Source organism: Jeotgalibaca sp. A122 (assembly GCF_052266715.1).
Lineage (GTDB): Bacteria > Bacillota > Bacilli > Lactobacillales > Aerococcaceae > Jeotgalibaca.
On record NZ_JBQPRB010000008.1, the window covers coordinates 35,965 to 62,259 of the forward strand.

Genomic DNA, 26,295 nt, shown 5'->3' on the forward strand with positions numbered 1-26,295 from the left:
TTATTGTTGGTGAGCTGCATTTGTTCCGGCAATACGTCCATACGTGAAGATATCAGTCAGTGCGTTTCCACCTAGACGGTTTCCTGCATGGATGCCACCAGCAACTTCTCCAGCAGCGTAAAGTCCTGGGATGATTTTTCCTTCTTTCGTCAAAACGCGTGTCGCAGAATCGATACGCAATCCACCCATAGTATGGTGAACAGCCGGCTTGCGTGGTGTTGCATAGAACGGTGCAACTGTGACTTTTAAATCAAACACATTCTTGCCGAAATCAGGGTCTTTTCCATTATCAACATATAAATTGTATGTAGACACAGTTTCTACTAACGTTGCAGGGTCCATACCTAACTGTTTAGCAAGTTCTTCAAGCGTATCAGCCCGATAAAGGGTTCCTTCGGCAACTTCTTTATCAATTTTCTCTTGATTTGTGTTGTAAGCTGTCTTTTTTATTTCGTCATCTGCAATCAGATAGAATAGACCGCCTTGATCGATTGCTGCTTGAGTCAATTTATCACGACTTTCGTATTCATTTACGAAACGTCTGCCCTCTTTATTGACCATTACGAAATTAGCTGGGGGAACTTGTAATCCAGTAAAAAGCCCACCATTATCCGGATCAGATACAGGCATCATTTGCGAGAATCCCATTCCGACTAAATCTGCCCCCACACTCTCACCAAGCTTGATTCCATCTCCGGTAATGGCAGGAGAGTTCGACGTCTTGATGTCATCATCAATTTCAGTCCAGAACGTATTGTATTGTTTCAGCATCTTGGTATTCGCTCCGAATCCACCAGTCGCCAAAACAACTGCTCCAGCATGAATGACAACTTTCTTGTTGCGTGGTCCACGGGCAATGACACCGACAACATTCCCATTTTCGACTAGCATTTCCTTGGCTGGTGTATCGGTAATAATTACACCACCGTTATCCAACACAAATTTTTGTAATGCTGCAACGAAAGCATATCCTTGATTTTCTTTTGGTTTATGGCCACGGCGCCACATTGCCCCAACTGGCATTTCAACATTGTTTCGGTTGAAATCGACACCGATTTCCTCCAACCATTTAATGGAATGTGGAGCGTTTTCAGTCAAAGTTTTGACAAGATCATAATCACCGTAAATACGGTTACCCAGTAAATCAGTCCGCTTTCCACCTAGATAAGTTTGGATTCGATGCCATAACGTTGAGTCGAATAAATAGTGTTTTCCAGCGGATAAATCTGCTAGATAATCACGAATTTGCTGTTTCAAGGTATTGAAATCTTCCAAGTATTCGGTATCTATTTCTGCTTCATCGATTTCCAACACACTTTTCAGGGTGGAATCCTCACCTGGCAGAGCCTTGAAATTACTTTGCCATTCTGGATTTGCCGCATTCATCGGTCCGCCTGTCCGGACGGTATTTCCACCGATCGAAGGGAATTTCTCCAACAGAATGACTTTTTTGCCTTCCTGGATAGCACTGGCTGCAGCACTCAAACCAGCCCCTCCGCCACCGATAACTAAAACATCTGTTATTAATTCTTCTTCCTCCACTTTCGGCTGATCCGCCGCTTTGGGACGTTTTTTCAATATTTCTGGGTCAGCACCCGCCATTTTTACCGCTTCTGCTACCCCTTCGATAACCCCCTGGCTGGTGACCGTTGCCCCTGAAATTGCATCAACATTCAAGGTTTGGCCTTCAACGATTTCTTGGGGAATACGTGTGAAGACAACATCAGCAATCCCAGCTGATTCTCCAGCGGAATCAATTTCAATAGTCTCAATGCGATCTTCCGATAATACTACCCTCATCGGCAACTTACCATTATGGCCAGGGGCCGTTACGGTATATTCACCAGGATTGAAAGAAATAAGTTCCGGGATATTCAAAAGATTGGCAACTTCCGTGAAACGGATGAATTTCTTGAAGCAGCTTTCCAGAAAATCGATTGTGCCTTTTTCTTTCAGGTCACCTTCCTTGGTGAAAGCTTCATGGGCACGTCCCAATAAAAATTCATTTCCCGGCATGACGGTCGCATTCACACCCGGCGCATCCAACACCTGACGTAGATGTAACTGGGCCCGCGACGAACCTTGAACATCATAGGAAGCACCGACAATCATAACTGGTTTACCATCAAATGGGTGGACTTTAAATGATAACCATTCCAACATACTCTTTAACGCAGATGGGATCGAGTGGTTGTGTTCCGGTGTTGCAATAATCACACCATCCGACTCTTCAATTTTATTTTTCAGATATTGGACGGATTCGCTTTCCGTTTGATCATCCGATTCGTCAAACATCGGGATCGCTTTGATTTCCAATACTTCAATTTCTGCCGCTTCCGCAAAATGTTTCTCCATGAATTTCAACAGCAGACGATTATATGAAAAATCCGCATTCGTTCCAACTATTCCTACAAACTTCATTATTCATTTCCCTCCGCTTCTGACGCGATAATCTCTTTCCACGAAAATGCCGGTTTGGCTGTGGTCCTTTTTTGACGTTCTTTCAATAAAAGATTAGTCATCTCCACAAACAACTGAAACTCTGCAAAACAATCTTCGAGTTCAGCAACTTTTTCCTGATCCAATAAATTCCCCTCTTCATCAAATGCTTGGAGCGAATAGCCAAGCAAAAATTCTGCACTCGGCATGATACGGGCTTTTAACTCAGGTGAGTTCAATATTTGGCGTAAGTGTCCTTGAGCCCGTGATGATCCTAAAGAACCATAAGAAGCACCGGTAATCATGACAGGTTTATCGACCAATGGCTGAACGCTATAGGACAACCATTCCAAAACACTTTTCAGAGCGGCCGGGATAGAATGATCATATTCAGGTGTACTGATGATAACCCCGTCAGCTGCTTCAATTTTATCAGCAAGTTCTTGGATTCCTAAGGGAGCTTTTTTGTCTTTTGGTTCATTAAACGCTGGCAGTCCTTTAATTTCAAAGACTTCGACCTCAGCTTTATCTGAAAAATGCTTTTGAATGAATCGCAACAACGTCCGGTTAGTGGAGTGGTCTGCGTTCGAACCGACTATTCCAATCAATTTCATTAAATTCCATTCCCCTCTTTTTTATTAGTGATGTTTTGAGCATATCAAAACAGCCTATTATTAGACATTTAATGATTTAATTGTAATTTAAATTTCTTTAATTGTGAAATATATATTTTTTATAACTCGATAACATATTTGTTATAATTATCACAAAGATAAACAAAGGAGCAATGAAATGTCGCATATACAATCACCTATCCTTTTACAATACCTGGATGCACTTTTGAAGCATGGCAGCTTTACTAAGGCAGCCAAAGACCTTTATATTTCCCAACCATATTTAACTCAAACCATCAAACGAACGGAAAATGATTTGGGAATAGAAATCGTCAACCGTAAGAGCCCACAGCTGCAGCTGACTGAAGCGGGAAAAGTTTATTACCGTTATCTAGAGTCCATTGAAGAAAGCAGTGAGGATTTGAAACGCCAACTCGCAAAATATTCGATGACAGGGAAACCAACCATTCGAATTGCCATCCTTCCCAGCTTGGCGACTTATTTACTCCCTCTTGTATTGCCAGTCTTCAAGAACAAATTCCCTCACATTTCCGTGACCATTCTTGAAGATGTACCTAAAAACAATGAACTGCTAACAATCAAAGAAGAGGTAGATTTTTATATTGGACAAAACCCCGAAGCGGTATCACCTTCACTCATAACGATTGATTGTGGGTTTCAAAATTATTATGCCATTATCCCGCCCTCTTCCGATTTTTACTGCGAAGGTGTACAGTATTTGACGGAGAATTCCATTTCAGTTGAAGAATTGTTATGCCAAGAGCTTGTGCTCACAACAAATGGTTCGGCAATCAGGCGTCAAATCGATCGTCTCTTGAACCGCTACAAAATCACGCCACGAATCGCATTCGAAACTTCTAACGTCTATACCGTCGCTGAACTTGCGAAACAGGATTTAGGAGTCGCATTCGTTCCCGAAGGTTTGGTGTATGCCACAAATTCCGCTGCTTATAATCTTTACCCTATAACAACGACACTTATTTCTTTAGAATATTTCATCGCCTATCCGGCTTCAAAAATGCTGAGCGAAAATGAAAAATTATTTTTGGATGTTTTTACCACCATAGTTCAAAAGCATACAAAAAAGGCTAGCTCATAAACATGAGTTAGCCTTTTTTACTATTATAGGTGGTTCTTTTCAAACTCGTCCAACACTGTCCGTACTTCGGCTGTTGATTTGGTTTCAAATAGGCGCGCTCTGAGGTCGCCAGCCCCTTTAAATTCACGCACATAAATCTTAAAGAATCGTTGTAGCGGTTTGAACACGCGCGGTTCCTTTTCAGCATATTTATCAAACAAATCCAAATGTTTACGGAATAAATTCAATAATTCCTGAGGACTGCGCTCTTGGGGAACTTTCTCAAATGCATAAGGATTGTGGAAGATGCCACGACCAATCATCACACCATCAACGCCATATTTATCAGCAAGCTCTTTCCCGGTTTGGTAGTCAGGAATATCGCCATTGATTGTCAATAAAGTTTGGGGCGCAATTTCATCGCGCATTTTCTTGATTTCTGGGATTAATTCCCAGTGTGCATCCACTTTACTCATTTCAACCTTCGTACGCAAATGAATGGAAAGATTAGCAATATCCTGCTCCAACAAATGCTTCAACCAAGTCTTCCATTCATCTACATCCGCATGTCCTAAACGTGTTTTAACACTGACTGGAAGGCCACCTGCTTTAGCAGCTTCAATTAATTCAGCTGCTACGTCCGGACGACGAATCAAGCCAGCTCCGCGACCATGTTTAAATACGTTCGGTGCTGGGCAACCCATGTTGAGGTCCACCCCACGGTAACCCATCTCTGCCATTCCGATACTCATTTCACGGAAGTATTCAGGTTTGTCTCCCCATATATGAGCCACAATCGGTTGCTCATCGGGTGTAAATGTCAAACGACCACGGACACTCTCTTTTCCGTTGGGATGACAGAAACTTTCACTATTGGTAAATTCAGTAAAAAATACATCCGGACTCGCTGCTTCACTGATAACATGACGGAAAACAACATCTGTCACATCTTCCATAGGTGCTAACACGAAAAACGGACGTGGCAACTCTTGCCAAAAATTCTCTTTCATTTCAAATTCCTTTCCTGTAAAAATGCAAACATCTTTATATAGTAGATTTATTAGTAGCTTACTTATTGCAATTAAGTATACTACCATATTACTCCAATTTTAGAAAGTTTAATGCTATTTAAATTTGGTCAAAAAAATAGAGAGTGTGAAAAAAGACGTTTAGCCCCGGATCACTGGAGCGAATAGGCGCAAGATGGTCGCAGACCATCTGAGCATTATTCGTGAAGTGACGCCGGGGCTGCCTTTTGGAACACGTTTACGGGGCAGATGTACGTATACGAGAAAGAGGCTGGTAGTTTTGTCCCAGCCTCCTACTTACTCGATTCTGTTAGTTCTCACTGTTATTTCTTTGCATCATCTTGTTTTTCATGGAACCGTTGGGAGAGTTATTTTCTTTCATGTGTTTCTGCATTTCGTTGTGATGTGATTCGATGGTTTCAATCAATTCATCCATAGGAAGTTCTTCCGCACTTTCTAGCGTTCCTTCCTCTTCTAAATCGCGTAATTCCATCATCGCACGCATCCGACCGATCGACACACCTTTTTCTCTGGCTTGTTTCATTAATCCCTCCGTTGACTGGTACATCGTCATGTGCTGCCGCATCATCCCTTTATGGGATTCGATGTTTGCCATCATCTCAGATGCTCGGGACGCTTGCCTACTCGCTACTGTCACATAGACTTCTTCAGTCTCCATTCCGAAAGCATTCATTATTTCAGCCATAGCATCTTCATAATTCATGTGGGTAACGGTCAATTCATTTGCCAGATTTTCTCCTTGAGGATCGAACCCAACAATTTCAACGACCCGATTGAACCAATTCACACGCAATTCAACCGAATAGTCGCTGTCGATGGAAACTGCTGATACGGGCGTTTGATAAGCGAAGAAGCCGGAGATTGTGAACAGAACAACCAGTCCCATAACCGCTTGCACCTTGAACTGACGCCAATAACCTTGCGGACTTCTTTTCTGGTTTTTGATACGCTTTGAAACCATCTGTATCGTTTGTAGTTTCAGTTGTTCATCCGCTACGACACCATCAAAGGCTTTTTTTATTTTTCGGCTCATTCCCATTCATCTCCTAACGCCGCTTTCAACTTTTCCTTCGCCCTGGCTAAACGGGTATATATCGTATTGACATTTTTACCCAGCAGCTCGGCGATTTCGACAGCAGAATAGTTTTCGTAATAAAACAGATAAATGACTTCCCGGTAGTTTTTGGGGAGTGCCAGAACCGAACGAATCAAATCATGATCTTCAGGCGCAACACGCGCCAATTGCTCATTTATTTGATCCGTAGTGGTCACTTTGCTCTGAAAAAAACTCTTGAGAAAATCCTTGCAGGCATTGATCGTCACACGGATGATCCATGCTTTTTCGTGTTCATCCGAAGTGAATGCAGGGGAATTGGTTGCATACTTTAAGAATACAGTCTGGAAGATATCTTCCGTGTCTGCACGGTTCTTCAAATAAACCATACAAATCTTGGTGACTGTATCGCCATACAATTCAATTGCTCTGATAGCTTCCTGTTCACTTCGCATGCTCTTACCCCAACCTTGTAATTTAGTTACCTAGGCAGTGTTGATTGCCATATCCCATTCCAAATCCGTCTCTTGGTCCCATGAAATTACCATCTTCAAGGGCTTGTTCTCTTTCTTGTATCCGCTCTTGAATGAAGGCTTCACGTTCTTCCTCGGTCATGTCACTATTTTCTTGGAGACGTTCGCGCATTCTGTCTTGCATATAATCAAGACGTTCTTCCACTGTCATTGCTTGAACAGCTTCCCGATTTTGTTGACTCAAGCCCATCATACCATGATGGCCGCCGTTCATCCATGCTCCTCGTTCCGCTTGTTGCGTATATGCCGGTGTGCCCTGTCCCGCTTTTGCGTTAGCTGCCAAAGCCGTTGTTCCACCTGTTGCCAATAACGCTACCGTTGCTAAAATAATTGCATTCTTTTTCATTTGAAAAACCTCCGTTTTTTTGTTTGATATTTCTTGTCTCACTAGTAATACGATTGAGAGACGGGAATCCTTTCAAAGTTTTTTTATTTTTTTCAATAAAGTAAAAAGCACCAAGCTTTCCACCACTGGGCGGAGGGCTTGATGCTTTTCAGATAAATAAAAAATTTATGCTACTGTTGGAGGTGTTCCTTCAGCGTTTGATACAATCACTTCGACTTGGATCAAGGCATCGGAAGGTAAGGCTGAAACCCCAACTGTTCTTCGTGCAGGAATACCTGTCGGGAAATATGTTTTGTAAACTTCATCTACAGCATCCGTATCCGTGATGTCTTTGAGGTAAATATTTACTTTCACAATATCTTCCATCACGTGGTCGATGCTTTCCACGATGGCTTTGATGTTTGTTAAGCATTGTGCAGCTTGTTCTTTTACGCCACCCGATACCATTTCGCCTGTTTTAGGATCCAATGGTAATTGCGCTGAAAAATGGTTGAAATGTGAAAACGCCACTGTTTGTGTGGATAGGGCATTTATCGGTGCTTCTTTTGTATTGTTTGCTTCAATAATAAGTCCATGTCTGTCTTCAACAGCTTGTGGCGGAGTGCCATCTCCATGGGAAACGACTGCTTCAATCTGGATCAAAGCATCCATCGGTAAAGCAGCAACTTCTACGGTTGTCCGAGCTGGCACATAAGCCACTGCTCTAGCGATTGCTGAATCAGGGAAGAATGTTGAATATACTTCGTTTACTGCTTCAAGGTCCGAATGGTTTTTCAGGAAGACATTAATTTTAACGATATCGTCAAATGGAACATCGATACCTTCTAAAATCGCCTTGATATTTTTCAAACATTGTCCAGCCTGCTCTTTAATACCGCCAGCTACTAATTCACCTGATTTTGGATCGATTGGCAACTGAGCCGAAAGATGATTGTAGTGAGAGAAAGCAACGGTTTGAGTAGATAGGGAACTTGTCGGTGCATTTTCCGTATTGTTTGTAACCTTGATGATATCCCCTGCTTGTGGCGCATTTGGGATTGTCCCTTCCCCGTTTGAAACAATCGCTTCAACTTGAACCAAAGCGTCCATCGGTAAAGCTGCAACTGCCACTACTGTCCGTGTTGGAACATAGCTTTGGAAGAAAGTTTTATAAACAGCGTCAACTGTGTCGACGTCAGAAATATTCTTAACGAATACTGTTACTCGGACAACGTCATCCATAACATGGTCAATGCTATCAACGATTGCTTTGATATTTTTGAAACATTGCTCCGCTTGCTCTTTAATACCGCCAACTACCATTTCTCCAGATGTTGGATCGATTGGTAATTGAGCTGAAAGATGATTGTAATGAGAAAACGCTACTGTTTGTGAAAACAAAGCATTTTTTGGTGCATTTTCCGTATTTCGTGCCAATACTGTATTATTGCCGCTCATGATTGTACGCCCCTTATAGATGAATTACGTCAAAATAAAACCCTTACATTTTCGACAATTCAAATTGTAACACGCTTACAAGCCAAATGATTTGGTCATTGTTACTTTAATTAGGTGGCTCTTTGTCTATATTGCTGAATTCGCCTATTAATATTTTTTCATGGACCGTGCAATTTTTAAAACTTTTTCCTCGCCTATCACCTTCGTGGTTAGGGTTAATTCAGTACCGTTTTGAGGCCAGGTTAAATAGATTGTATCCCCCTGTTTATATAAGTACCCAGTAGAACCTGATATATCGACTTCAGTACTGTTTGGGTCTATTTCAAGTTCTGTCAGCTTCGATTCAGTTAGTTCAAAAACTGGTGTTTTTTTAAAATAAGTTAAATATAAAGTTTCTTTGATGCCTGTATCCACCCACTCTATGTCACCAAATCTCACATTTTCAGGTACATAGGTAGGCTCATAGATTGTAAAATCAGCTTCCGTCTGGACTTGTTGAAGGGTAACTGGCTCATCCGGGATGTTTCTGAGAAGAAATAACAATGATGCAATTGATAATGAAAAGCTAATAACAAGGTATTTTCCGTATACACGCGCAGCCTCGTTTTCAGCTATTTTCACACCAAGCCACACACCTAACAGTCCACCAGTTGCGGCACCGATTATAAGCCCTATATTACCGACAGCCTCAGGACCAATACCGCCAGCGAATTCGAACTCAGTTAGATAATTGCCCCCTATGAACATGCCATAGAACACACCAATAATAAGTCCGATTTCAAGTAGGACAACGCCTCCCATAATCCCATAGATTATTTTACGCTTCATGTCATTCCGCTCCCTTCTTACTCACAAAATTCGGGACAATTGAATGTAAAATTGAATTAGTTCATTCCCTCTACTTTCATTATACGTCTTCATGCAGATACGCACCAAAGATAGAACCGACCGCCTAGTCCGAATAAGTACGAAAATTGGTTATTATTTTTTGCTGAATATTAATTTTTGGTTGCAGTTTTAATCTTTCTTTAATTTAACTCTTGACAAACATCTGCTCGGTTCGCTAAACTACGTATAATTTAAAATGAGAATCAAATGAAAAAACCTTTGAAGAGGAAGTAAAACTAAGAAACGGTCTCAAAGCGAGTTCGGAATGGTGGAAGCCGGATAGACGTCAGTCTTAGTAAATGGGCCTCTGAGGGCGAGGTGAAAGCAGGCAACTGTGAGTAGCCAAGACGCGAAGCCAGCGTTATCAGGCTACGGGTGTCACTGGCACCCTAGTGAGTGGGCGTGTCTATTTTTAGGCAGGCCAATTAAGGTGGTACCGCAAGTGAAAAACACTTGTCCTTGAATGATGATTTCAAGGACAGGTGTTTTTTTTGTATTTAAAAAGTCAGGAGGAACGTGGATGAACGATTTATTTACTCTGTATAACCTTAAAGTTGAGGTGGTCTCAACTGGAAAATCATTCGTATGCAGTCATAAAGCCGGCAGTTACTTTTTGGTGAAAGGCGAGAACATTATTTTCCCGGAGGACAATGCTTTCTCCCTGTATGCGTTGAGTGCCCTGCTGCCGTTATTGCCGGCAAAACAGCGCGCACTGCATGGGAACGATTGGATGTTATCGGACAGCCTGATTGCCTGCCCTGACCCGAATTGCGGGGCGCAATTCAAGATAACCAGAACAGAAACGAAAGAATTCAGCCATGCCGAGACCACGGTTGTGCCAATCAGCGAAGGAGTGAATCAATAATGGAGCGATATGCATTAACAGAAGACTATACGATCAGCCGAGTGATTAATGGGTGTTGGCAACTATCCCAAGGCCATAACCTGAAGGGGGAAATTGATATCCAAGATGTCCTCGAGGCTTTCCACATGCAGGTCGAACGCGGTTTTACGACATTCGACTGTGCTGACATTTACACCGGTACCGAGGAATTGTTGGGACGATTCTTGAAGGAATTGAAAGGTTCAAGTACGGTCTCTCCCCATGATATTCAGATTCATACCAAATATGTCCCGGATATCAACCTCTTGAACCAAGTCGATTTCAACTACACCGAAAAAATCATCGACCGCAGTCTGCAACGTCAGGGCCGAGATGTTTTGGATCTGGTCCAGTTTCATTGGTGGGACTATGATGCCCCGGGTTATCTCGAAACGGCGGCCGATTTATTGAGGCTGAAAGAAAAAGGGAAAATCCGCAACATTGGGCTGACGAATTTCGATACTGACCGAATTAAAGAAATTGTAGATGCCGGCATCCCGATTGTTTCCTGTCAAAATCAATATTCTGTTTTTGATCGTCGGATTGAAAAAGGCTTCTTGGATTACTGTCTGGAAAACGGTGTTTCTTTGCTCTGCTATGGCACATTATCGGGCGGGTTGTTAGCCGAGAAATGGATCGGCCAGAACAGCATCAATCCCGATAACCGTTCGCACATTAAGTACCTGCAAGTAATCGAAGAAACGCTGGGAGCTGCTGGCTATCAGGAGCTACTGCTGTTGTTGCAAAAAATCGGAAACAAACACGGTGCCAGTATCGCCCATGTCGCTACCAAGTATATTTTGAGTCAAGCGGGTGTGGGCGCCTCTATCATCGGTATCCGCAACAGTAGACATGTTGAGGCAAACGCATCGATTTTCAAATTCGAACTTGATTTGGCCGATTTGGATGCCATCCAGACTTTCTTGAAGCCTTATCCCATTTTGGAAGGTGAACCGTTCGAATTGGAACGGACGGTCGGATCAAAATTCCGAAACATCATGAAAATGAATCTGAACGAAAACGAGTAAAGGAGTTTTTCCGATGAACAAACAACTAGCATTTAGGGGCGGACGCAAGACCGCCTTGATTCCCGTCATCATTTTCCTCTTCTTCTGTGTCCTCTATTTTATAGTCTTTAAGGCGTTCGAAATGTATGCTTTGGCGATGGGCGGTTTCGTCGCGTTGTTGGCAGGTGCTCTTTTTGTCAAAAAAGGCAGTGCCGACGCTTATTGGGAGTCAGTTTATGCGGGCGCCAAAGAAGCGATCCCCATAGCTGTTTTATTATTTATCATCGGCATGTTTTCCCAATTGATAAAAACTGCCAACATTTCCGGCGGTTTCGTGTGGATTGCGAGCTACGTGGAGATGAACGGCGGCATGTTCACGGCATTCACCTTTTTGACAGTCTGCATCATTGCGACAGCAACCGGTTCATCAATCGGGACCATATTCACTTGTTTCCCACTTTTCTATCCGGCGGGCGTTTTGTTGGGAAGCGATCCTGTCTTCCTGGCCGGTGCCATCGTGAGCGGTGCCATCTTTGGCGACAATTTGGCACCTATTTCCGATACAACAATCATTTCGTCGGGTACTCAAACTTACATGAATCGAACCGGTCCGGTGGATGTTGCGGGTTGTGTGACAAGCCGTTTTCAATATTCGGCGGTAGCCGGCATCATCTCCTTCTTCCTGTTTTGGCTATTGGGCGGCAACGACGCCACGGCTCCATCGGCTACCGCACAATTCACTTCGATTGTCGATCCGACCAGCTTGGTCATGCTGGTACCTGTGGCCTTTATGCTGGTTATTTCGGTGAAAACCCGTGATATTTACAAAGCCATTACCGTCGGTTTGATTACGGGTACGCTTGTCGGGCTCGGTTTTGACTTGATTTCGCCGAGCGCCATCATCAACGTCGCAAACGGTGTGCCGGGAGGCTTTTTGACCGATGGTGTGAGTGCCATGATGGGAACCGTCACCCTCATACTTTCGGTTTATGGCATCATGGGCGTGCTCAATGGCGCGGGGGTCATCTTCACGGTGACTGACCGGATTCTGGAAAGCCGGTTAGGACGCACCGTCGCCGGAGCTGAAGTGGCGATGATGCTGGGCATCACCTTGACCACTCTCCTGTTTGGTGGTGTTACGAGTGCCTCCATGGCGACTTTCGGAAAAGTTCAAAATGAGCTGGGTAAGCGGGTTGGCCTACATCCTTATCGGCGCGCTAATTTACTAGATGGCTTTGCTAATGCCCTTCCTGTCACTGTCCCCTTCTTGAGTGTGTTTGTTTTCCTTGGTTCTTTGTTAACACAAGGGTATGACTTTGTTGAACCGCTGCGTTTAACCGATATCAGCAAGGGAATGATTTACAGTTTTGTTCTGTTCTTCACACTTCTTATTTCCATTATCATGGGGTGGGGACGCCAGTATGAGGGGCCTAGTGGTGAGCCGGTGAAGCGGATGCCTGTTGAAGATTTGACATCAATCTAATTCGTGCTTTTGGCAATATTAGCTGAAAAAGAATATGATGAAGCAAAGCGATTAATAAAGGAGATGCTTCATGATAGAGATAGGCCTTACAGGATGGTCCGACCACGGCACTATTACGCCAGACCCAAAGCGTAAACTGATGGACTACGCGAGTCATTTTCCTGTCGTTGAACTTGATACCAGTTTTTATGCCATTCCTCCTGGCAAAAATGTAGCGCGTTGGATTGAATCAACTCCTGCTGACTTTCAATTCATCCCCAAGGCATATGGTCCCCTTACGACACACTCGCGTCGGGCTGAGGAAACGCGGTCGTTGGATGAGCTCTTCACTTTATATATAGAAGCATTTCGTCCGATGGTAGAAAGTAGCAAGGTTAAGGCTTTTCTTTTCCAATTTCCGCCTTTGTTTTCTTGTGTCAGGGAAAATGTCGATTATTTGCGGAAAGTGCGTCAAATTATGGGTGATTGGCCTGTGGCGGTTGAGTTTCGGCATAAGAGTTGGTTCAGTGAAGAGTTCAGAGAAGGAACGTTACAATTTTTGAAAGAAATGCAATTCATTAATGTAGTTGTGGATCAGCCGCAGACGCCGGATAATTCGATTCCTTTTGTTCCGGTGGCGACGAATCCTGACAAGACGTTCATACGTCTCCACGGTCGAAACTATGAAGGATGGTTGGGTGACGATTCGGTGGATTGGCGTACTTTTCGGACTTTGTATGATTACAGTGCGGAGGAATTGGCTACTATCAAGGAGGCTGCCTTGGCTTTAGAGAAGGATTCAAAGGAAGTAACGATTATTTTCAACAATAACTCGGGTGGCCATGCTGCTCCGAATGCCAAGACGTTACAAAAGATGTTGGGAATTGAATTTGAAGGCTTGGCTCCAAGGCAGCTCCACTTATTTGAATAAACCCGCTAATCGTTGTGATTAGCGGGTTTTGTTAGTTATAGAAGTTATGTTCGAAGGCGTGCTTGATTTGCTCAAGGGTAAAGTTGTTGGAAAGTAATAACAAGAGTTTCAGCCGCAGTTTATCGGGTGTTAAATCTTCTCCAAAAATGACGCCCATTTTCCGTAGATAGGTTTCGGACCCGATAAAACCGTAAGTATCCGTCAACATGCTACCTTTGCGTGAGCGCGAGGTAAGGATGATCGGGATATCTTTTTCAATGGCTTCTTGTAAACCGGGAATCATATTTTGTGGTACATGACCTGCCCCGAAGCCCTCGATAATTAATCCATCGACATTATCCTGGATGGCATATCTGATTGCTGCGGAATCTTGGCCGATGTAGCTCGGGATAATCGGTACTTTTAGGGATGCGATGTTTTCACCGATTTTGTAATGGTCGTGAATCAAGGGTTTACGTGCCCAAATACAGCGACCGTTATTGACATGTCCGATGTGGCCAAAGTCAATCGCTCTGAACGTGGTGATCGCTGTTTTATGCTCCTTGATAACGTCGCGGGCTGGAATGATTTCCGAACCAAAGACGACTAATACGCCAATGTTCGCGGCGCGGTCGTCTGAAGCCACCAGTACGGAATCGACAATGTTCAATGCGGCGTCAGACATGGGCAAAGATGAGTTTCGTTGTGCGCCGGTTACGACTACAGGGACATTGACATCTACTGTTAAGTCCAGGAAATAGGCTGTTTCCTGGAGGGTATCCGTTCCATGAGTGACAACGACGCCATCAACTTTTTCTTCGTGAACTGCTTTTTCGATTAGTTCTTTAAGGGTGACGAGGTCCTGTATTTGGATATGCGGGCTAGGAATATTGATATATTCCATTTCTACAAACGTGATATCCGTTCTTTCTATATTCGCGAGTTCCAACAGTTTGCGGGCCCCCAAAGCCGAATCAGCTAAACCACTCGCATCAGCCTGCATGGCGATTGTTCCTCCTGTTGAAATCATGGCTATTTTTTTCATCGTGATTCTCCTTCTCCTGGTTAAACTTTACATGCTATAAGCATACCATTTTTCATTAATTATTAGACACTTTGTTTAATGAAAAAAAAGCTTTTTGGATTTTTTTGCTTATATATATGTAAGGAGGAATATTGATGAAGCCTATTACTTTACTGATTATGGAAGCATTACATGAAAGAATGGAATTGGGTATAGAGGATAAAAGGTATTTGGGGCAGCTTGAGAAAGGTTTTGATGGTGAGTTTAAATTTTGTGAGCGTTTGACTTCGATGACGTGCCCTCATATTTTATTGACGGATATGAGTTTGAATCCCAAATATGCGGGTCAGGTTCAAATCGATGCTTTGTTGCTTGTGAAAGACTCAGTCATTATTTATGAGGTTAAGAATTACCGCGGCGACTGGATTTATGGAGAAGAAAGCTACCGCAATGGGGAAATTGAGATTCCGAATCCAATGATTCAAGCGTTGCGGTCGAAAAATAATTTCAAAAACTTTTTAAAAGAGATTGGGTATGTTGGTATCAATGTTGAAGTGTGTGTTGCGTTTGTTAATCCTGATTTCACTTTGTACCAAGCTCCGGCCGCTAAAAATGTCATTTTTGTATCGCAGATAAAAAATCATATTGCGCGGCATGATCAGTACCCGCGACCAATTGCTTTTGAGTTTCATGAATTAGCAGTAGCTTTGCGGGCAGCTGCACTTCCAGGCAAAGCATTTCAAAAGCAAATTCCGGCGTATAGTTTTGAGTCGCTCAGGAAAGGCGTGCGTTGTGGGAGTTGTGGAAGCTTGGCCCAGAGAGTTTCCCAGAGGACGCATCAGTGCAAGAGGTGCGGCTGCTTGGGTTTGAATAATGATGGCGTTGTTCGAGCGATCGAGGAGTTTCAGTTGTTGTTTCCAGGGAAGCGATTGACTGGACGGGTGCTGATGGAATGGTGCGATGGGGTATTGTCGAATTCTCAGTGTAAGAAGATAATAAAGGAAAAGCTCACTCAAAACGGTGAGTAGGCTATTTTGTCAAAAATGGCTCACTCAAAGTCAGATTTTTATTTGAGTGAGCCAATTCCAGAAAAAAAGCTCACTCGTGTTGAATTATCAGCTTGAGTGAGCTTTTTTGGGTCGAATGGCCTACTCACCGTTTTGAGTAGGCCATTTTATTATATTTTCTCTTGAATACTTCTCGAAATAGCCATTAATCCGGTATAAAAATCCGCGATTTCGGACTCATACTCGGAGTGAACAAGACGTTCTTGATTACGACGAATCACGACGTCCTCACGCGAACTATCCAGCACCGGTAAGTCATGGGCTATTTTATAAGCCGCAACCTTTTTAGCCACTTCAAAGCGCTGTTCAACCAGGCGCGTTAGCTGTTGGTCGATCTGGTCAATCTCTAAACGATAGTGTTCTAATTCGGTCATGCTTTATCACGTCCTAAAATCAAGTCCATCAGGCCGATTGCGGTAACAGCTTCCAGAACCGGTAGCACGCGCGGAACGATACATGGATCGTGGCGGCCAAAGACTTCCAGGTCCGCATGTTCCTGCGATTCAATGTCAATTGTCTGCTGCTTCTTCTCGATTGAAGCTGGTGGCTTGATAGCTGTACGGAAAACGATTGGCATGCCGTAAGTAATACCGCCCAAAATGCCACCGTTATTGTTCGTGCGGGTTTTGATTTGGTTATTTTCATCGTAGTAGTATTCGTCGTTCGCTTCTGAACCGCGCATACGTGTGATGTCAAAACCGGCCCCAAATTCGATACCTTTAGTAGCAGGCACGGCAAACACTAAATGCGCCAAAATTGATTCAACTGAATCGAAGAATGGATTCCCATAACCAGCATCAATTCCCAAGACGAAAGTCTCGACAATTCCACCAACGGAATCTTTGTCTTCCTTGGCATCCACAATGACTTGATGCATCGCATCACGTTTTGAGGCATCAAAAACTGGCAACTGCACGCGTTTCATCTCGGCAATTTGCTCAGCAGTCACGCCCTCTTGTGCATCAAAGCGCTCATCCTCTACCGTCCCAATTGCCTGAACATGCGAACCGATGACAATTCCTTTTTTTTGTAGCCACTGTTGGGCAATCGCACCGGCAAATACTAAAGGCGCTGTAATCCGACCTGAAAAATGACCACTACCACGGTAATCATTGAAGCCGTCGTAACGCACTTTCCCTGGATAATCGGCTTGGCCCGGACGCATCAAACGTTTCATTTGGCTGTAGTCCTTTGAGCGCGTATTCGTATTCCAGATCAAAGCCGTCAAAGGCGCCCCAGTCGTTTTGCCATCCAACAATCCACTCACGATATCAGGTTCGTCTTTCTCTTTACGCGGTGTTGTCAACTCATTCTGACCCGGCGCGCGGCGTGCCATTTCTACCATCACCGCATCCATATCTATCTCCAAACCTGCTGGCAAACCATTAATCGTCACACCAATCGCGCGGCCGTGTGATTCACCAAAAATCGATAATTCTAAATTATTTCCCCAAATTCCACTCACTAACTTGTCCTCCTAATGCTTCAAATTCTTGCCAAAATGTTGGGTATGATTTCGAAACATACTCTGCATCTTTAATAACAATATCTTTTTCCGAAACGGTACTCGCGATTGCCAACATCATGGCCATGCGATGATCCTTGTGGCTCCATCCCGTTGCATCGCCCTTCAAGCCCGGCACGCCCGTAATATGGAGTTCTTCACCAACCACACGAATGTCTGCCCCAAGTTTCGCCAACTCTTCCTTTGTGGCTTCCAAACGATCACTTTCCTTGATACGCAACCGTTTCAAGTTAATGATCCGCGTTTCCCCGGCACTCAAACTCGCAACCAATGCACTCACCGGAATAATATCCGGAACCTGGGCACCGTCAATCACGACATCTCCATTCAGACCATTTGGAGCCGAAGCAGTGACCGTATCGCCCTCAACTTTCATTTCCGCTCCGAGCTGTTCCAAAATTCCCATGATGCCTTTATCACCCTGATTGGAGTCACTTTTCAACCCCGTCACCGCTACATCATTCCCCAATGCCCCTGCACTCAAGAAGAAAGCAGCTTGGGAATAGTCACCTTCAACCGTATAGTCATGGGCATGGTAGCTTTGGTTCCCCGGAATTTCAAAGCGACGTTCCATTTCATTAAACGTCACCGAAATACCAAATTCGCGTAACACTTCCAACGTCAATTCCAGGTAACCGATTGACTCCAACTCCGTTGTGATCGCAATCACCGAATCACCCGCCAACAACGGCAACGTGAACAACAACCCCGTGATAAATTGGGAGCTGACATTCCCCGCCATTTCATACCGACCGGCGCTCAAACGACCGGAGACGGTTAAATCTAATTCTGGTGTTCCGGATGTTTTGAAAAGTAAACCCTGCTCGTTAAATATCTTTTCATATGTATCCATCGGGCGCGAACCTAATTTACCACGACCCACGAAACGTGTTTCACCTTCGAACAATGTCGCAATCGGGATGAAGAAACGCAATGTCGATCCGGATTCATTGGCATCGATGACACGCTTTTCAGACGTTTCATTTTTCCAAACACCTTCAATGACCAGACGCTTACGGGTGCCTACATCCAGAATCTCGATTTCCGCGCCGAAAGCCTTCATTCCTTCAATCGTTGCGATGATGTCATCGGACAAATCGATATTGTCGATGACACTCTTGCCTTTAGCCAAACATGCCGCAATTATAGCGCGGTGTGCCATACTTTTCGATGGGGGTATATTTACCGTCCCGCTTAATTTACTCGGTTTAATCAATAAATCTGTCATTTAGCTTTCGTGTCCTTTCAATAATGGTGAGAAGAAATCAACCGGTGCCGCCATCGTACGGGATGAACCAATGGCATCCAGTACCACCACGAACAATGCATTTTGAATATTCTTCTTGTCATTTTTGATGAGTGGCAAAATATATTTGTAGTCAGAGGCCACTGTTAATTCTGTCGGTAATTGATACTGTCTCAAAATCGCTTCAATAGCAGCCGTTGATCCATTTTCACTCAGACCCAGTGCTTCCGTCAAGCGATTAATGGCTACCATGCCAATGGAAATCGCCTGTCCATGCGTGTATTTTTCGTAATGATAATACGCCTCGATCGCATGACCAACCGTATGGCCAAAATTCAAAAGCATCCGTTCGGACGTATCTTTTTCATCTGACTGTACCAAGTCTCTTTTGATTGTACAACAAATCGCAATGACATCCTCAATGTCTGCCATGACTTCGGCCCGCGTTTGATAACCTTTTAGCTGATTAAAGAATTGGGCATCATGGATGCAGCCATATTTGATTACTTCGGCCATGCCGTCATTAAACGTTGAATCAGCTAATGTCGTCAACACTTCCGGGTCGATGACAACTAGTTTCGGATGATAAAAGGCACCCACCAGGTTCTTTCCTTCCGGCAAATCAATCGCGACTTTACCACCGACACTGCTGTCCACTTGGGCAAGCAAGGTTGTCGGAACTTGGACGAAATCAATCCCGCGTAAGTAGCTTGCCGCCGCGAAACCGGCCAAGTCCCCAATGACGCCACCACCGAGCGCAATCATCAAGTCACTGCGCGAAAGGCCAAAAGCAATCAATCGGGAAAAAATGGCTTGCAAATTTTCCATCGATTTTGCCTGTTCACCTGGTTCGAGGATAATCATCTCGATTTCAAAACCGGCATCGGTCAGCTGTGTGACTACCTGCTCGCCATAAAAACGATACACGTTTTGATCCGTCACAATCGCGATTTTTTTGTTTTTATAAATGCTTTTGATTTCTTCAGCCAATTGATTCAATAAGCCTTTTTGAATTTTTAAAGGATAATGAATATCTTCTGTTGCTACATCAACTGTCAGGACTGACATACTTTCACCTCTTAGTTTAATATGTTTACTGCTTTAGGCGCAATTGTCCGTTCCTCTACTTGCGCGTAAACACGCAATTGTTCCATCAATTTATCGAACTCATCAGGTGTCAGACATTGTTCCCCATCGCTCCATGCATTTGCTGGATCCGCATGCGTTTCAATCATCAATCCATCTGCTCCTGCAGCAACACCCGCTTTAGCCCCTGCCGGCACTAAGTAGGATTGCCCACCCGCGTGACTTGGGTCGATAATGATAGGTAAATGGGTTTTTTTCTGCAAAACAGGCACGGCCTGGATGTCCAGTGTATTACGTGTCTCGGTTTCGAAGGTACGGATACCGCGTTCACAAAGGATGACGTTGCCGTTTCCTTCAGACATAATGTACTCGGCTGACATCAACCACTCTTTGTAAGTTGCGGATAGACCACGTTTCAAAAGAATAGGGGTTTGAGTTTTACCGATTTCTTTCAAAAGGTCAAAGTTTTGCATATTACGTGCACCGATTTGGATGACGTCCACACGGTCTACGAATTCATCCAGATATTTGGTGGACATTAATTCGGAAACAATTGGCATACCCGTTTCTTTCTTGGCAAGTTCCAATAGGCGTAAACCGTCCAATTCCAAGCCTTGGAAAGAGTAAGGAGAAGTTCTTGGTTTGAACGCACCACCACGGATGAAGTTTGCTCCCGCAGCTTTCATGCGTTTGGCAATGCTTACGATTTGCTCTTCACTTTCAACCGAGCAAGGTCCGGCAATGATTGCTAACTGTTTGCCGCCGATGATCTCGTTACCGACCCGAATTTGCGTGTTTTCGGGATGGAAAGCACGGTTCGCCAGTTTGTAAGGTTCGGAAACACGCAGTACTTCGGCCACGTTCTTGTCAGCTCGGATGGTGCGGATATCAACGGTTGCTGTATCGCCGGTTACCCCGATTACGTCACGTTCTGTCCCTTCAATGATTACCGGATTTAGTCCAGCTTCTGTGATATGTCCCATCACTTCTTTTACTTCTTCTACGGTTGCGTTTCTTTTCATTACAATAATCATAATTAATCTCTCCTTAGTTATTATATTCTTTATCGTTCCGACGTTCAAACTGCCCTAGAATCTGGATTTGGTTGACTGCTTGTAAAACGGTTTGCCACAAAACTTCGAATGAAACTGCCATATGTGACATGTCCAATTCAAGAAAGAATCCATAGGCAAAAGGTTTACCAGGAATCGGACGGGCATTGAGTGATAATAAGTTACAATTCAAAATCCCAAAAATCTGTAGGAGTTTCGAAAGTGCGCCTGGTTCGTGCCGGACTTCCAGGTACAAGGATAATTGGTTGCCTTGTAACACTATGTCGTCTGTATGTTTCATAATATAAAAACGGGTCGTATTTGATTCCTCCGTTTGGATGTTTGTTGCGATCGGTTCCAAACCGTACAATTTACCCGCTCGTGGATTCGCTATGGCTGCCATATAAGGCTGGTTCTGTTCATGCACATGGGCCGCTGATTTGGCGGTGTCACCGTAAGCTTGTGCCTTGATATGCGGATGATGGGAAAGAAATTTTTCGCATTGAGACAAGGCTTCTGGATGCGAATAAATTTCCGTAATATCCTCCAATTTGCTACCGGGAATACCGAAAAGCATATAGTTAATCGGCTCATAGCGATCTGAGACAGCAACAATCGGCTGGCTTCGGAACAAATCCGCGGTTCTGGTGATGAAGCCGGTGGTAGAATTTTCTACCGGAATAATGGCTGTACTTAATTTTTTATTTGCCAAATCAGCAATTAGTTCGGGGAACGTCGCATAGCCGATTGCTTCGACATCCGGAATATTTTTACATTCATTTTGTAATGCCACTTCGCTGTTTGAGCCTGGTACTCCTAGATAACCTACTTTCAAATGCCCATCCCCTCCTTATTTTTTAAAAAAAGAAACTCTGCTTAGAAAGAACTAAGCAGAGTTTCCAGTCTATCCCGTTACGTCGCTAACAGAATATATATTTGACCAACCGCTAAGTTATTTCTAAGCGGCCGGTGTTGCATGTAAAATCAAGCCACTTTAGATATGAAAGTTTCTCACTGTTCATACCCAAAGTGCGGATATGAACCTATCTAAAGTAGCTAAAGTATGTAGATAAGTTGTTCCATTGCTTGTTTAACATGTCATTACCCCGTTTCCTTTTGTTGTTACTAATCATAAACAAAGAAAATTAAAATTGCAAGTCTTTTCTAATTTTATTTTAACTTTATCGAAAATGAAGCTTGAATTTAGCTAGTTTCTTCCGTATAGTTATTTTCAAATGAAAAATAAGAAAAGGTGACCCAGTTGAAATTTTACGGATTATTCGGAGAAACGCTTGGACATAGCATTTCCCCCCAAATACACAAAAAAATATACGAAATAGCCGGCATCGAGGGCGCTTATAAGAACTTTGAAATTGCAGCAGATGAACTGGAAGAGGCATTAACTGGTTTGAAAGTATTGGGCATTAGCGGTTCTAATGTAACCATTCCCTATAAACAAGCTTTCATACCTTTAATGGACTCACTCTCACCTTTGGCCGAACGCCTACATTCGGTTAATACAATAAAAAATAACAACGGTTATTTTGAAGGTTATAATACGGACTATGATGGCATCGCACTCACCTTTGAATTGAGAAATTGGCAGGTCAAGGATAAACATACCTATATCCTTGGTTCCGGTGGTGCTTCGTTGGCGATTGCCCACTACTTCCAGGATCAAGGAGCCGCTTCGGTAACGATTGTATCCCGTTCGGCCGGGGAAATGGACGGTCCATGGGAATACATCGATTATGAAGAATTGACTGGTCGGACTGGTGATATTATCGTAAACTGCACACCAGTCGGGATGTATCCGAATGTGGATGCTTCACCCGTTGATGAAAGTGTAATAGCCAACTTTGAAATCCTGTTTGATATGACCTATAACCCGGTTGAAACAGTGTTTCTGCAAATAGGTAATCGCTTAGGAAAACAAACCACTAACGGATTGGACATGCTGGTTGGACAGGCCATCCGTTCGGTTGCGATTTGGGAAGACCGCGAATTCACCAAAGAAGAAGTACTCGAAATACTGAATTATTTCCGCGAGAATTGGACAGGTGCCTTATGAAAACGAATATCGTCTTAATTGGAATGCCTGGGAGTGGCAAAAGCACGTTGGCAAAAATGTTGAGTCAACACTTGGGACTTGAACTGATTGATCTCGATGATGAGATTGAAAGGCAGGCAGGAAAAAAAATCAGCCAACTTTTTGAAAAAGGTGAAACGCATTTCCGCGCTGTCGAAACAGCTGTCACGAAAGCGGTCGCCCAAAAAAATCACGCCATCATTTCCACTGGCGGAGGCGTGATTCTAAAGGCTGAAAACATGGAGGCCCTAAAGGAAAATGGCGTCATCATCTTCCTCAACCGAAGCCTTGAACAAATCGCTAACGATGTCGAAGTGGGGACCCGCCCGCTTTTGGCTGAAGGCACACACAAATTAATAAAACTTCATGACGAACGGATTCATCTATATAAAAAGTACGCTGAAATCACCATTAAAAATAATGAGACAACAGCAATTGCGATTGAACAGCTACTGGAACAATTACCCGAGTCGTTCAAGAAAGGACTGTCACATGAAATTTAAAGTTATCAACGGACCAAACCTGAATTTTCTGGGTATTCGCGAACCGGATATCTACGGCCAACTTACTTTGGCAGACATTAATGATAAAATAGCTACCTTTGCCAAGGAAAATGATCATGAAGCCAGCTTTTTCCAGAGCAATAGTGAAGGCGAAATCATCGATGCCATCCAAGCCGCTCATCACGAAAATTTTGACGGTATTATCATCAACCCGGGGGCTTATACGCATTATAGTTACGCCATCCACGATGCCCTGAAAAGTGTCACACCCCCAGCCGTCGAAATCCATCTGAGTGCCGTCCACACGCGGGAAGAGTTCCGCAAGATTTCCGTCACCGCGCCAGCGTGTGTCGGTCAAATCTCCGGATTTGGTGCCGATGGGTATATCCTGGGTATGATAGCATTAGAACGGAGACAATAAAATAAACGACGATTAGCTGTTGATAAAAATGCTAATCGTCGTTTATTTGTGTTTTTGCGCCTGTCGGTTACCCGTTCGTTTCCTAAACGTCGCTTTTTGGCGATTTCGCGTCTATTAACCACTCGCTCATTTCGTAATCGTCGTGATTTAGGAAATGAGCGACGATTAGCTAAAACTAGCTACCTTAATCGTCGCCCATTCCACTACAAACTTTATTTCAATTTCTTAAGTGAACGGGTGAAACCCAGATATGGGAACAGTGTGAATATGAAACCAACCATCAAAACGACCATTCCTATAACTTCGAGCACCCCTAAATCAATCAGACCGGATATGATTATCCAGATAACGAGCAAGACCCCAAACAATCGCGCATGTTTCCCGCTCATGACTTGATTCCTTTCCAGTACTTCCATTTGCGATTCCTTGTCACTAAAGATGGGTGGTGTTCCCGGTTCAGCCCTAAACACTTGGTAGCCCTCCCCAATCAGTACCGGTTCCCAACCACTTGCCTTATAAAAAACCAGCATTTCTTGATTCGTTTTCATTTCGGCATTTAATGCATAGTGATAATCATGCGGTGTACCTTTTTCGAAACGATAGAAGAACCCCTTCACTGCATCCAGATGCCACCCCTTTTTACTCATCTCCCTGAATACTTTCAGCTCCCGTTCAGGGTCCATTGCAAATCCACCAGCCAGTTTATATTTTCTCATTTTCTGCTCCTCCCATCCAATGTTCTGCAGCCTCAACAAGTCTTTTACGGTACGTCATATTTTTTTTAAGGATGGTTTGTCCTTCCTCTGTGATTTCATAAAGGATTTTCCCATCCATATCGTCCCCTGCGCGAACCCAACCCGCTTCCTTCAATTTTTTCAAGGTGGTATACATCGTTGCGGGTCCAATTTCCACTTCTCCATTTGTCATGTCCGTGATTTCTTGCATCATGCGGTAGCCGTGAACAGGATTCATGGTTGTCAAAAGAATCAAAAAAATGCTGTCGGTTAACTCCCCTGTTTCATAAGGGCTCAAACGTGCCATATTTTCCCTCCTTATATCCATCATTGATATACATATTATATCAATGATGGATATAGAGTCAAATCATATGAAAAAAAATAAACCTCACGGATGAGATTTATTTTTAGGCAGATTCTGTTTTGTCACTTCATTCTATTAGCGATTCTGTATTCCACGGCATACAAAACGACATTCACCACGACACACAAACCAACTGCCAACAGTGTCCCCCATAGTAACTTGACGACATTCAAGGTCCGGAGTCCGTCAAACAGGATTGTACCCAGCCCCCCGGCATTGATGGTGGCAGCAATTGTCGCAATCCCAATCGTCGAAGTCGCCGCAATCCGAATGCCGGCGATAATCGCATTGGCAGCCAAAGGCAGTTGGATTTTCCGGAATACTTGGCGGTGCGTCATACCCATGCCGATCGCCGTTTCAACCATAACCGGATCCACTTCCGAAAGACCGGTGGCAAAATTACGCAACAGAATATACTGGCAATAAATAACCAAGACAATGATGGCGGTGTCCTTACCGAGTCCCGTCAGCGGAATCAGGATGGCAAACAGGGCTAGACTGGGCACGGAGTAAATCAATGAGAAGAAATAAATAATCCCATTCATCACCCGTTCATTGGCCAAACAAGCTAGGACAATGCCACCTGAGATGAGGATGGATATGAGTAAAGTGATGCCTACCAACTCGATGTGGTCCCATGTTGCCGTAATCAAACGACTGCTGTAGTTATTCCAGTATTCAATCATGACAGATCACTCCAAAACGCTCCTTGTTCCTTGACCGTCTCTATCAAGCCGGTTACAAAAGGACTACCAGGGTTATGCAGGATTTCTTTTGGCTTGGCAAATTGCTGGATTTCACCTTGATCCATAATCAACGTTTTTGAACCGAGTTTGAAAGCCTCATTGATGTCGTGTGTCACGAGAATGAAGGTTTTATCACCCAGTTCTCGGTGGATTTTCAACAGCTCATCCTGGAGTTGCATGCGGGTGATGGCATCCACTGCTCCAAAAGGTTCATCCAGAAGCATCACTTTCGGATTCGCCGCCAGAGCCCTGGCGACACCGATTCTTTGTTGCTGACCTCCCGAAAGCGCTTTGGGCATCCGGTCATAATAAATTGCAGGATCCAGTTGTACGAGCCGCAACAGTTCTTCCACGCGCTGTTTGATTTTTTCCTTTGGCCATTTCAATAAATCCGGAACCGTAGCAATGTTTTCGGCTACGGTCATGTGGGGAAACAAAGCGATTTGCTGCACCACATAGCCGATTTGCCGTCTTAGCCCCACTACATCTAAATCGCGCACATTTTCCCCGAAGTAAAATATATCCCCTTGCTCCGCTTGCACCAGCTGATTCATCATTTTCAAGATGGTCGTCTTGCCCGAACCGGAAGAGCCAAGGACCGTGATAAATTCACCAGCTTCAATTTCAAAAGAGACATCCTTTACGGCTTTAAAGTCACCATACGTTTTCGTAACATTCTTGAATGCTATTGCTATTTCGGCCACTTGGCTTCCC

General features: G+C 43.9%; 28 protein-coding genes. 9 read left to right on the top strand and 19 right to left on the bottom strand.

From position 1 onward, the window contains the following. Complete coding sequence (locus tag ACTU7M_RS09115; RefSeq protein WP_443474081.1) at positions 1–2,421, bottom strand: flavocytochrome c; 2,421 nt, start codon at positions 2,419–2,421, stop codon at positions 1–3. Further along, complete coding sequence (locus tag ACTU7M_RS09120; protein ID WP_443474082.1) at positions 2,421–3,053, bottom strand: NADPH-dependent FMN reductase; 633 nt, start codon at positions 3,051–3,053, stop codon at positions 2,421–2,423. Before ACTU7M_RS09120 ends, ACTU7M_RS09115 begins: the two co-directional genes overlap by 1 nt. A gap of 178 nt (positions 3,054–3,231) precedes the next feature. Between ACTU7M_RS09120 and ACTU7M_RS09125 the strand changes: the two genes are divergently transcribed. Beyond that, a complete protein-coding gene (locus tag ACTU7M_RS09125) occupies positions 3,232–4,173 on the top strand; it encodes a LysR family transcriptional regulator (RefSeq protein ID WP_443474083.1) in 942 nt (313 codons plus the stop codon). A 23-nt stretch (positions 4,174–4,196) separates the two neighbouring features. Here the strand turns inward: ACTU7M_RS09125 and ACTU7M_RS09130 are convergent, their stop codons facing one another. From ACTU7M_RS09130 to ACTU7M_RS09155, 6 genes are all read right to left on the bottom strand, one after another. Continuing rightward, positions 4,197–5,162, bottom strand: coding sequence for a tRNA dihydrouridine synthase (locus ACTU7M_RS09130; RefSeq protein WP_443474084.1), 966 nt, complete (start codon positions 5,160–5,162; stop codon positions 4,197–4,199). Positions 5,163–5,490: 328 nt separating this feature from the next. Continuing rightward, positions 5,491–6,234 (bottom strand): anti-sigma-I factor RsgI family protein, encoded by a 744-nt coding sequence (locus ACTU7M_RS09135; RefSeq protein ID WP_443474085.1) that lies wholly within the window; start codon positions 6,232–6,234, stop codon positions 5,491–5,493. Further along, a complete protein-coding gene (locus tag ACTU7M_RS09140) occupies positions 6,231–6,710 on the bottom strand; it encodes a sigma-70 family RNA polymerase sigma factor (RefSeq protein WP_443474086.1) in 480 nt (159 codons plus the stop codon). Before ACTU7M_RS09140 ends, ACTU7M_RS09135 begins: the two co-directional genes overlap by 4 nt. 22 nt (positions 6,711–6,732) lie before the next feature. Continuing rightward, on the bottom strand, positions 6,733–7,134 hold the full coding sequence (locus tag ACTU7M_RS09145) for a hypothetical protein (RefSeq protein ID WP_443474087.1): 402 nt from the start codon (positions 7,132–7,134) through the stop codon (positions 6,733–6,735). Between the two features lie 165 nt (positions 7,135–7,299). Beyond that, the gene (locus ACTU7M_RS09150; protein ID WP_443474088.1) at positions 7,300–8,571 is read right to left on the bottom strand and encodes a RidA family protein; all 1,272 of its coding nucleotides are present in this window, start codon (positions 8,569–8,571) and stop codon (positions 7,300–7,302) included. 147 nt (positions 8,572–8,718) lie between these two features. Continuing rightward, positions 8,719–9,399, bottom strand: coding sequence for a DUF4367 domain-containing protein (locus ACTU7M_RS09155; RefSeq protein ID WP_443474089.1), 681 nt, complete (start codon positions 9,397–9,399; stop codon positions 8,719–8,721). A gap of 580 nt (positions 9,400–9,979) precedes the next feature. Between ACTU7M_RS09155 and ACTU7M_RS09160 the strand changes: the two genes are divergently transcribed. The 4 genes from ACTU7M_RS09160 (at position 9,980) to ACTU7M_RS09175 (ending at position 13,742) form a co-directional block, all read left to right on the top strand. After that, entirely contained in the window at positions 9,980–10,324 is a 345-nt protein-coding gene (locus ACTU7M_RS09160) for a TIGR04076 family protein (protein WP_443474090.1), read from the top strand. After that, on the top strand, positions 10,324–11,370 hold the full coding sequence (locus ACTU7M_RS09165) for an aldo/keto reductase (RefSeq protein WP_443474091.1): 1,047 nt from the start codon (positions 10,324–10,326) through the stop codon (positions 11,368–11,370). The genes ACTU7M_RS09160 and ACTU7M_RS09165 overlap by 1 nt, the downstream gene beginning before the upstream one ends. A gap of 13 nt (positions 11,371–11,383) precedes the next feature. Then, entirely contained in the window at positions 11,384–12,832 is a 1,449-nt protein-coding gene (locus ACTU7M_RS09170) for a Na+/H+ antiporter NhaC family protein (RefSeq protein ID WP_443474092.1), read from the top strand. A 70-nt stretch (positions 12,833–12,902) separates the two neighbouring features. Then, positions 12,903–13,742 carry a DUF72 domain-containing protein gene (locus ACTU7M_RS09175; RefSeq protein ID WP_443474093.1) on the top strand — a complete coding sequence of 280 codons (840 nt, stop codon included), beginning with the start codon at positions 12,903–12,905 and terminating at the stop codon, positions 13,740–13,742. Positions 13,743–13,773: 31 nt separating this feature from the next. Here the strand turns inward: ACTU7M_RS09175 and ACTU7M_RS09180 are convergent, their stop codons facing one another. Then, positions 13,774–14,766: an asparaginase gene (locus tag ACTU7M_RS09180; RefSeq protein WP_443474094.1), complete on the bottom strand. Its 993-nt coding sequence runs from the start codon at positions 14,764–14,766 to the stop codon at positions 13,774–13,776. A 134-nt stretch (positions 14,767–14,900) separates the two neighbouring features. Between ACTU7M_RS09180 and ACTU7M_RS09185 the strand changes: the two genes are divergently transcribed. Further along, entirely contained in the window at positions 14,901–15,773 is an 873-nt protein-coding gene (locus ACTU7M_RS09185) for a nuclease-related domain-containing protein (RefSeq protein ID WP_443474095.1), read from the top strand. Positions 15,774–15,922: 149 nt separating this feature from the next. On the opposite strand, the gene ACTU7M_RS09190 is transcribed toward ACTU7M_RS09185, so the two are convergent. The 6 genes from ACTU7M_RS09190 to ACTU7M_RS09215 are packed head-to-tail and all read right to left on the bottom strand — an operon-like array spanning position 15,923 to position 21,556. Beyond that, positions 15,923–16,186 carry a chorismate mutase gene (locus ACTU7M_RS09190; RefSeq protein ID WP_443474096.1) on the bottom strand — a complete coding sequence of 88 codons (264 nt, stop codon included), beginning with the start codon at positions 16,184–16,186 and terminating at the stop codon, positions 15,923–15,925. Next, entirely contained in the window at positions 16,183–17,277 is a 1,095-nt protein-coding gene (aroC, locus tag ACTU7M_RS09195) for a chorismate synthase (RefSeq protein WP_443474097.1), read from the bottom strand. Before aroC ends, ACTU7M_RS09190 begins: the two co-directional genes overlap by 4 nt. After that, a complete protein-coding gene (gene aroA, locus ACTU7M_RS09200) occupies positions 17,255–18,565 on the bottom strand; it encodes a 3-phosphoshikimate 1-carboxyvinyltransferase (RefSeq protein ID WP_443474098.1) in 1,311 nt (436 codons plus the stop codon). Before aroA ends, aroC begins: the two co-directional genes overlap by 23 nt. Further along, on the bottom strand, positions 18,566–19,651 hold the full coding sequence (gene aroB / locus ACTU7M_RS09205; protein WP_443474099.1) for a 3-dehydroquinate synthase: 1,086 nt from the start codon (positions 19,649–19,651) through the stop codon (positions 18,566–18,568). An 11-nt stretch (positions 19,652–19,662) separates the two neighbouring features. Continuing rightward, positions 19,663–20,703 carry a 3-deoxy-7-phosphoheptulonate synthase gene (gene aroF, locus ACTU7M_RS09210; RefSeq protein WP_443474100.1) on the bottom strand — a complete coding sequence of 347 codons (1,041 nt, stop codon included), beginning with the start codon at positions 20,701–20,703 and terminating at the stop codon, positions 19,663–19,665. A gap of 13 nt (positions 20,704–20,716) precedes the next feature. Continuing rightward, entirely contained in the window at positions 20,717–21,556 is an 840-nt protein-coding gene (locus ACTU7M_RS09215; protein ID WP_443474101.1) for a prephenate dehydratase, read from the bottom strand. 426 nt (positions 21,557–21,982) lie between these two features. Here ACTU7M_RS09215 and aroE point away from each other — a divergent pair, with 426 nt between their 5' ends. The 3 genes from aroE to aroQ are packed head-to-tail and all read left to right on the top strand — an operon-like array spanning position 21,983 to position 23,734. Continuing rightward, positions 21,983–22,792, top strand: coding sequence for a shikimate dehydrogenase (aroE, locus tag ACTU7M_RS09220; protein ID WP_443474102.1), 810 nt, complete (start codon positions 21,983–21,985; stop codon positions 22,790–22,792). Further along, positions 22,789–23,313 carry a shikimate kinase gene (locus ACTU7M_RS09225; RefSeq protein WP_443474103.1) on the top strand — a complete coding sequence of 175 codons (525 nt, stop codon included), beginning with the start codon at positions 22,789–22,791 and terminating at the stop codon, positions 23,311–23,313. The genes aroE and ACTU7M_RS09225 overlap by 4 nt, the downstream gene beginning before the upstream one ends. After that, positions 23,303–23,734 (top strand): type II 3-dehydroquinate dehydratase, encoded by a 432-nt coding sequence (gene aroQ / locus ACTU7M_RS09230; protein WP_443474104.1) that lies wholly within the window; start codon positions 23,303–23,305, stop codon positions 23,732–23,734. Before ACTU7M_RS09225 ends, aroQ begins: the two co-directional genes overlap by 11 nt. 212 nt (positions 23,735–23,946) lie before the next feature. Here the strand turns inward: aroQ and ACTU7M_RS09235 are convergent, their stop codons facing one another. From ACTU7M_RS09235 to ACTU7M_RS09250, 4 genes are all read right to left on the bottom strand, one after another. After that, on the bottom strand, positions 23,947–24,450 hold the full coding sequence (locus tag ACTU7M_RS09235) for a DUF2812 domain-containing protein (RefSeq protein ID WP_443474105.1): 504 nt from the start codon (positions 24,448–24,450) through the stop codon (positions 23,947–23,949). Then, positions 24,437–24,775 carry a PadR family transcriptional regulator gene (locus tag ACTU7M_RS09240; RefSeq protein WP_443474106.1) on the bottom strand — a complete coding sequence of 113 codons (339 nt, stop codon included), beginning with the start codon at positions 24,773–24,775 and terminating at the stop codon, positions 24,437–24,439. The genes ACTU7M_RS09235 and ACTU7M_RS09240 overlap by 14 nt, the downstream gene beginning before the upstream one ends. Positions 24,776–24,897: 122 nt before the next feature. After that, positions 24,898–25,521, bottom strand: coding sequence for an ABC transporter permease (locus ACTU7M_RS09245; RefSeq protein ID WP_443474107.1), 624 nt, complete (start codon positions 25,519–25,521; stop codon positions 24,898–24,900). Continuing rightward, positions 25,518–26,285, bottom strand: coding sequence for an ABC transporter ATP-binding protein (locus ACTU7M_RS09250; protein ID WP_443474108.1), 768 nt, complete (start codon positions 26,283–26,285; stop codon positions 25,518–25,520). The genes ACTU7M_RS09245 and ACTU7M_RS09250 overlap by 4 nt, the downstream gene beginning before the upstream one ends. Positions 26,286–26,295: the final 10 nt, after the last annotated feature.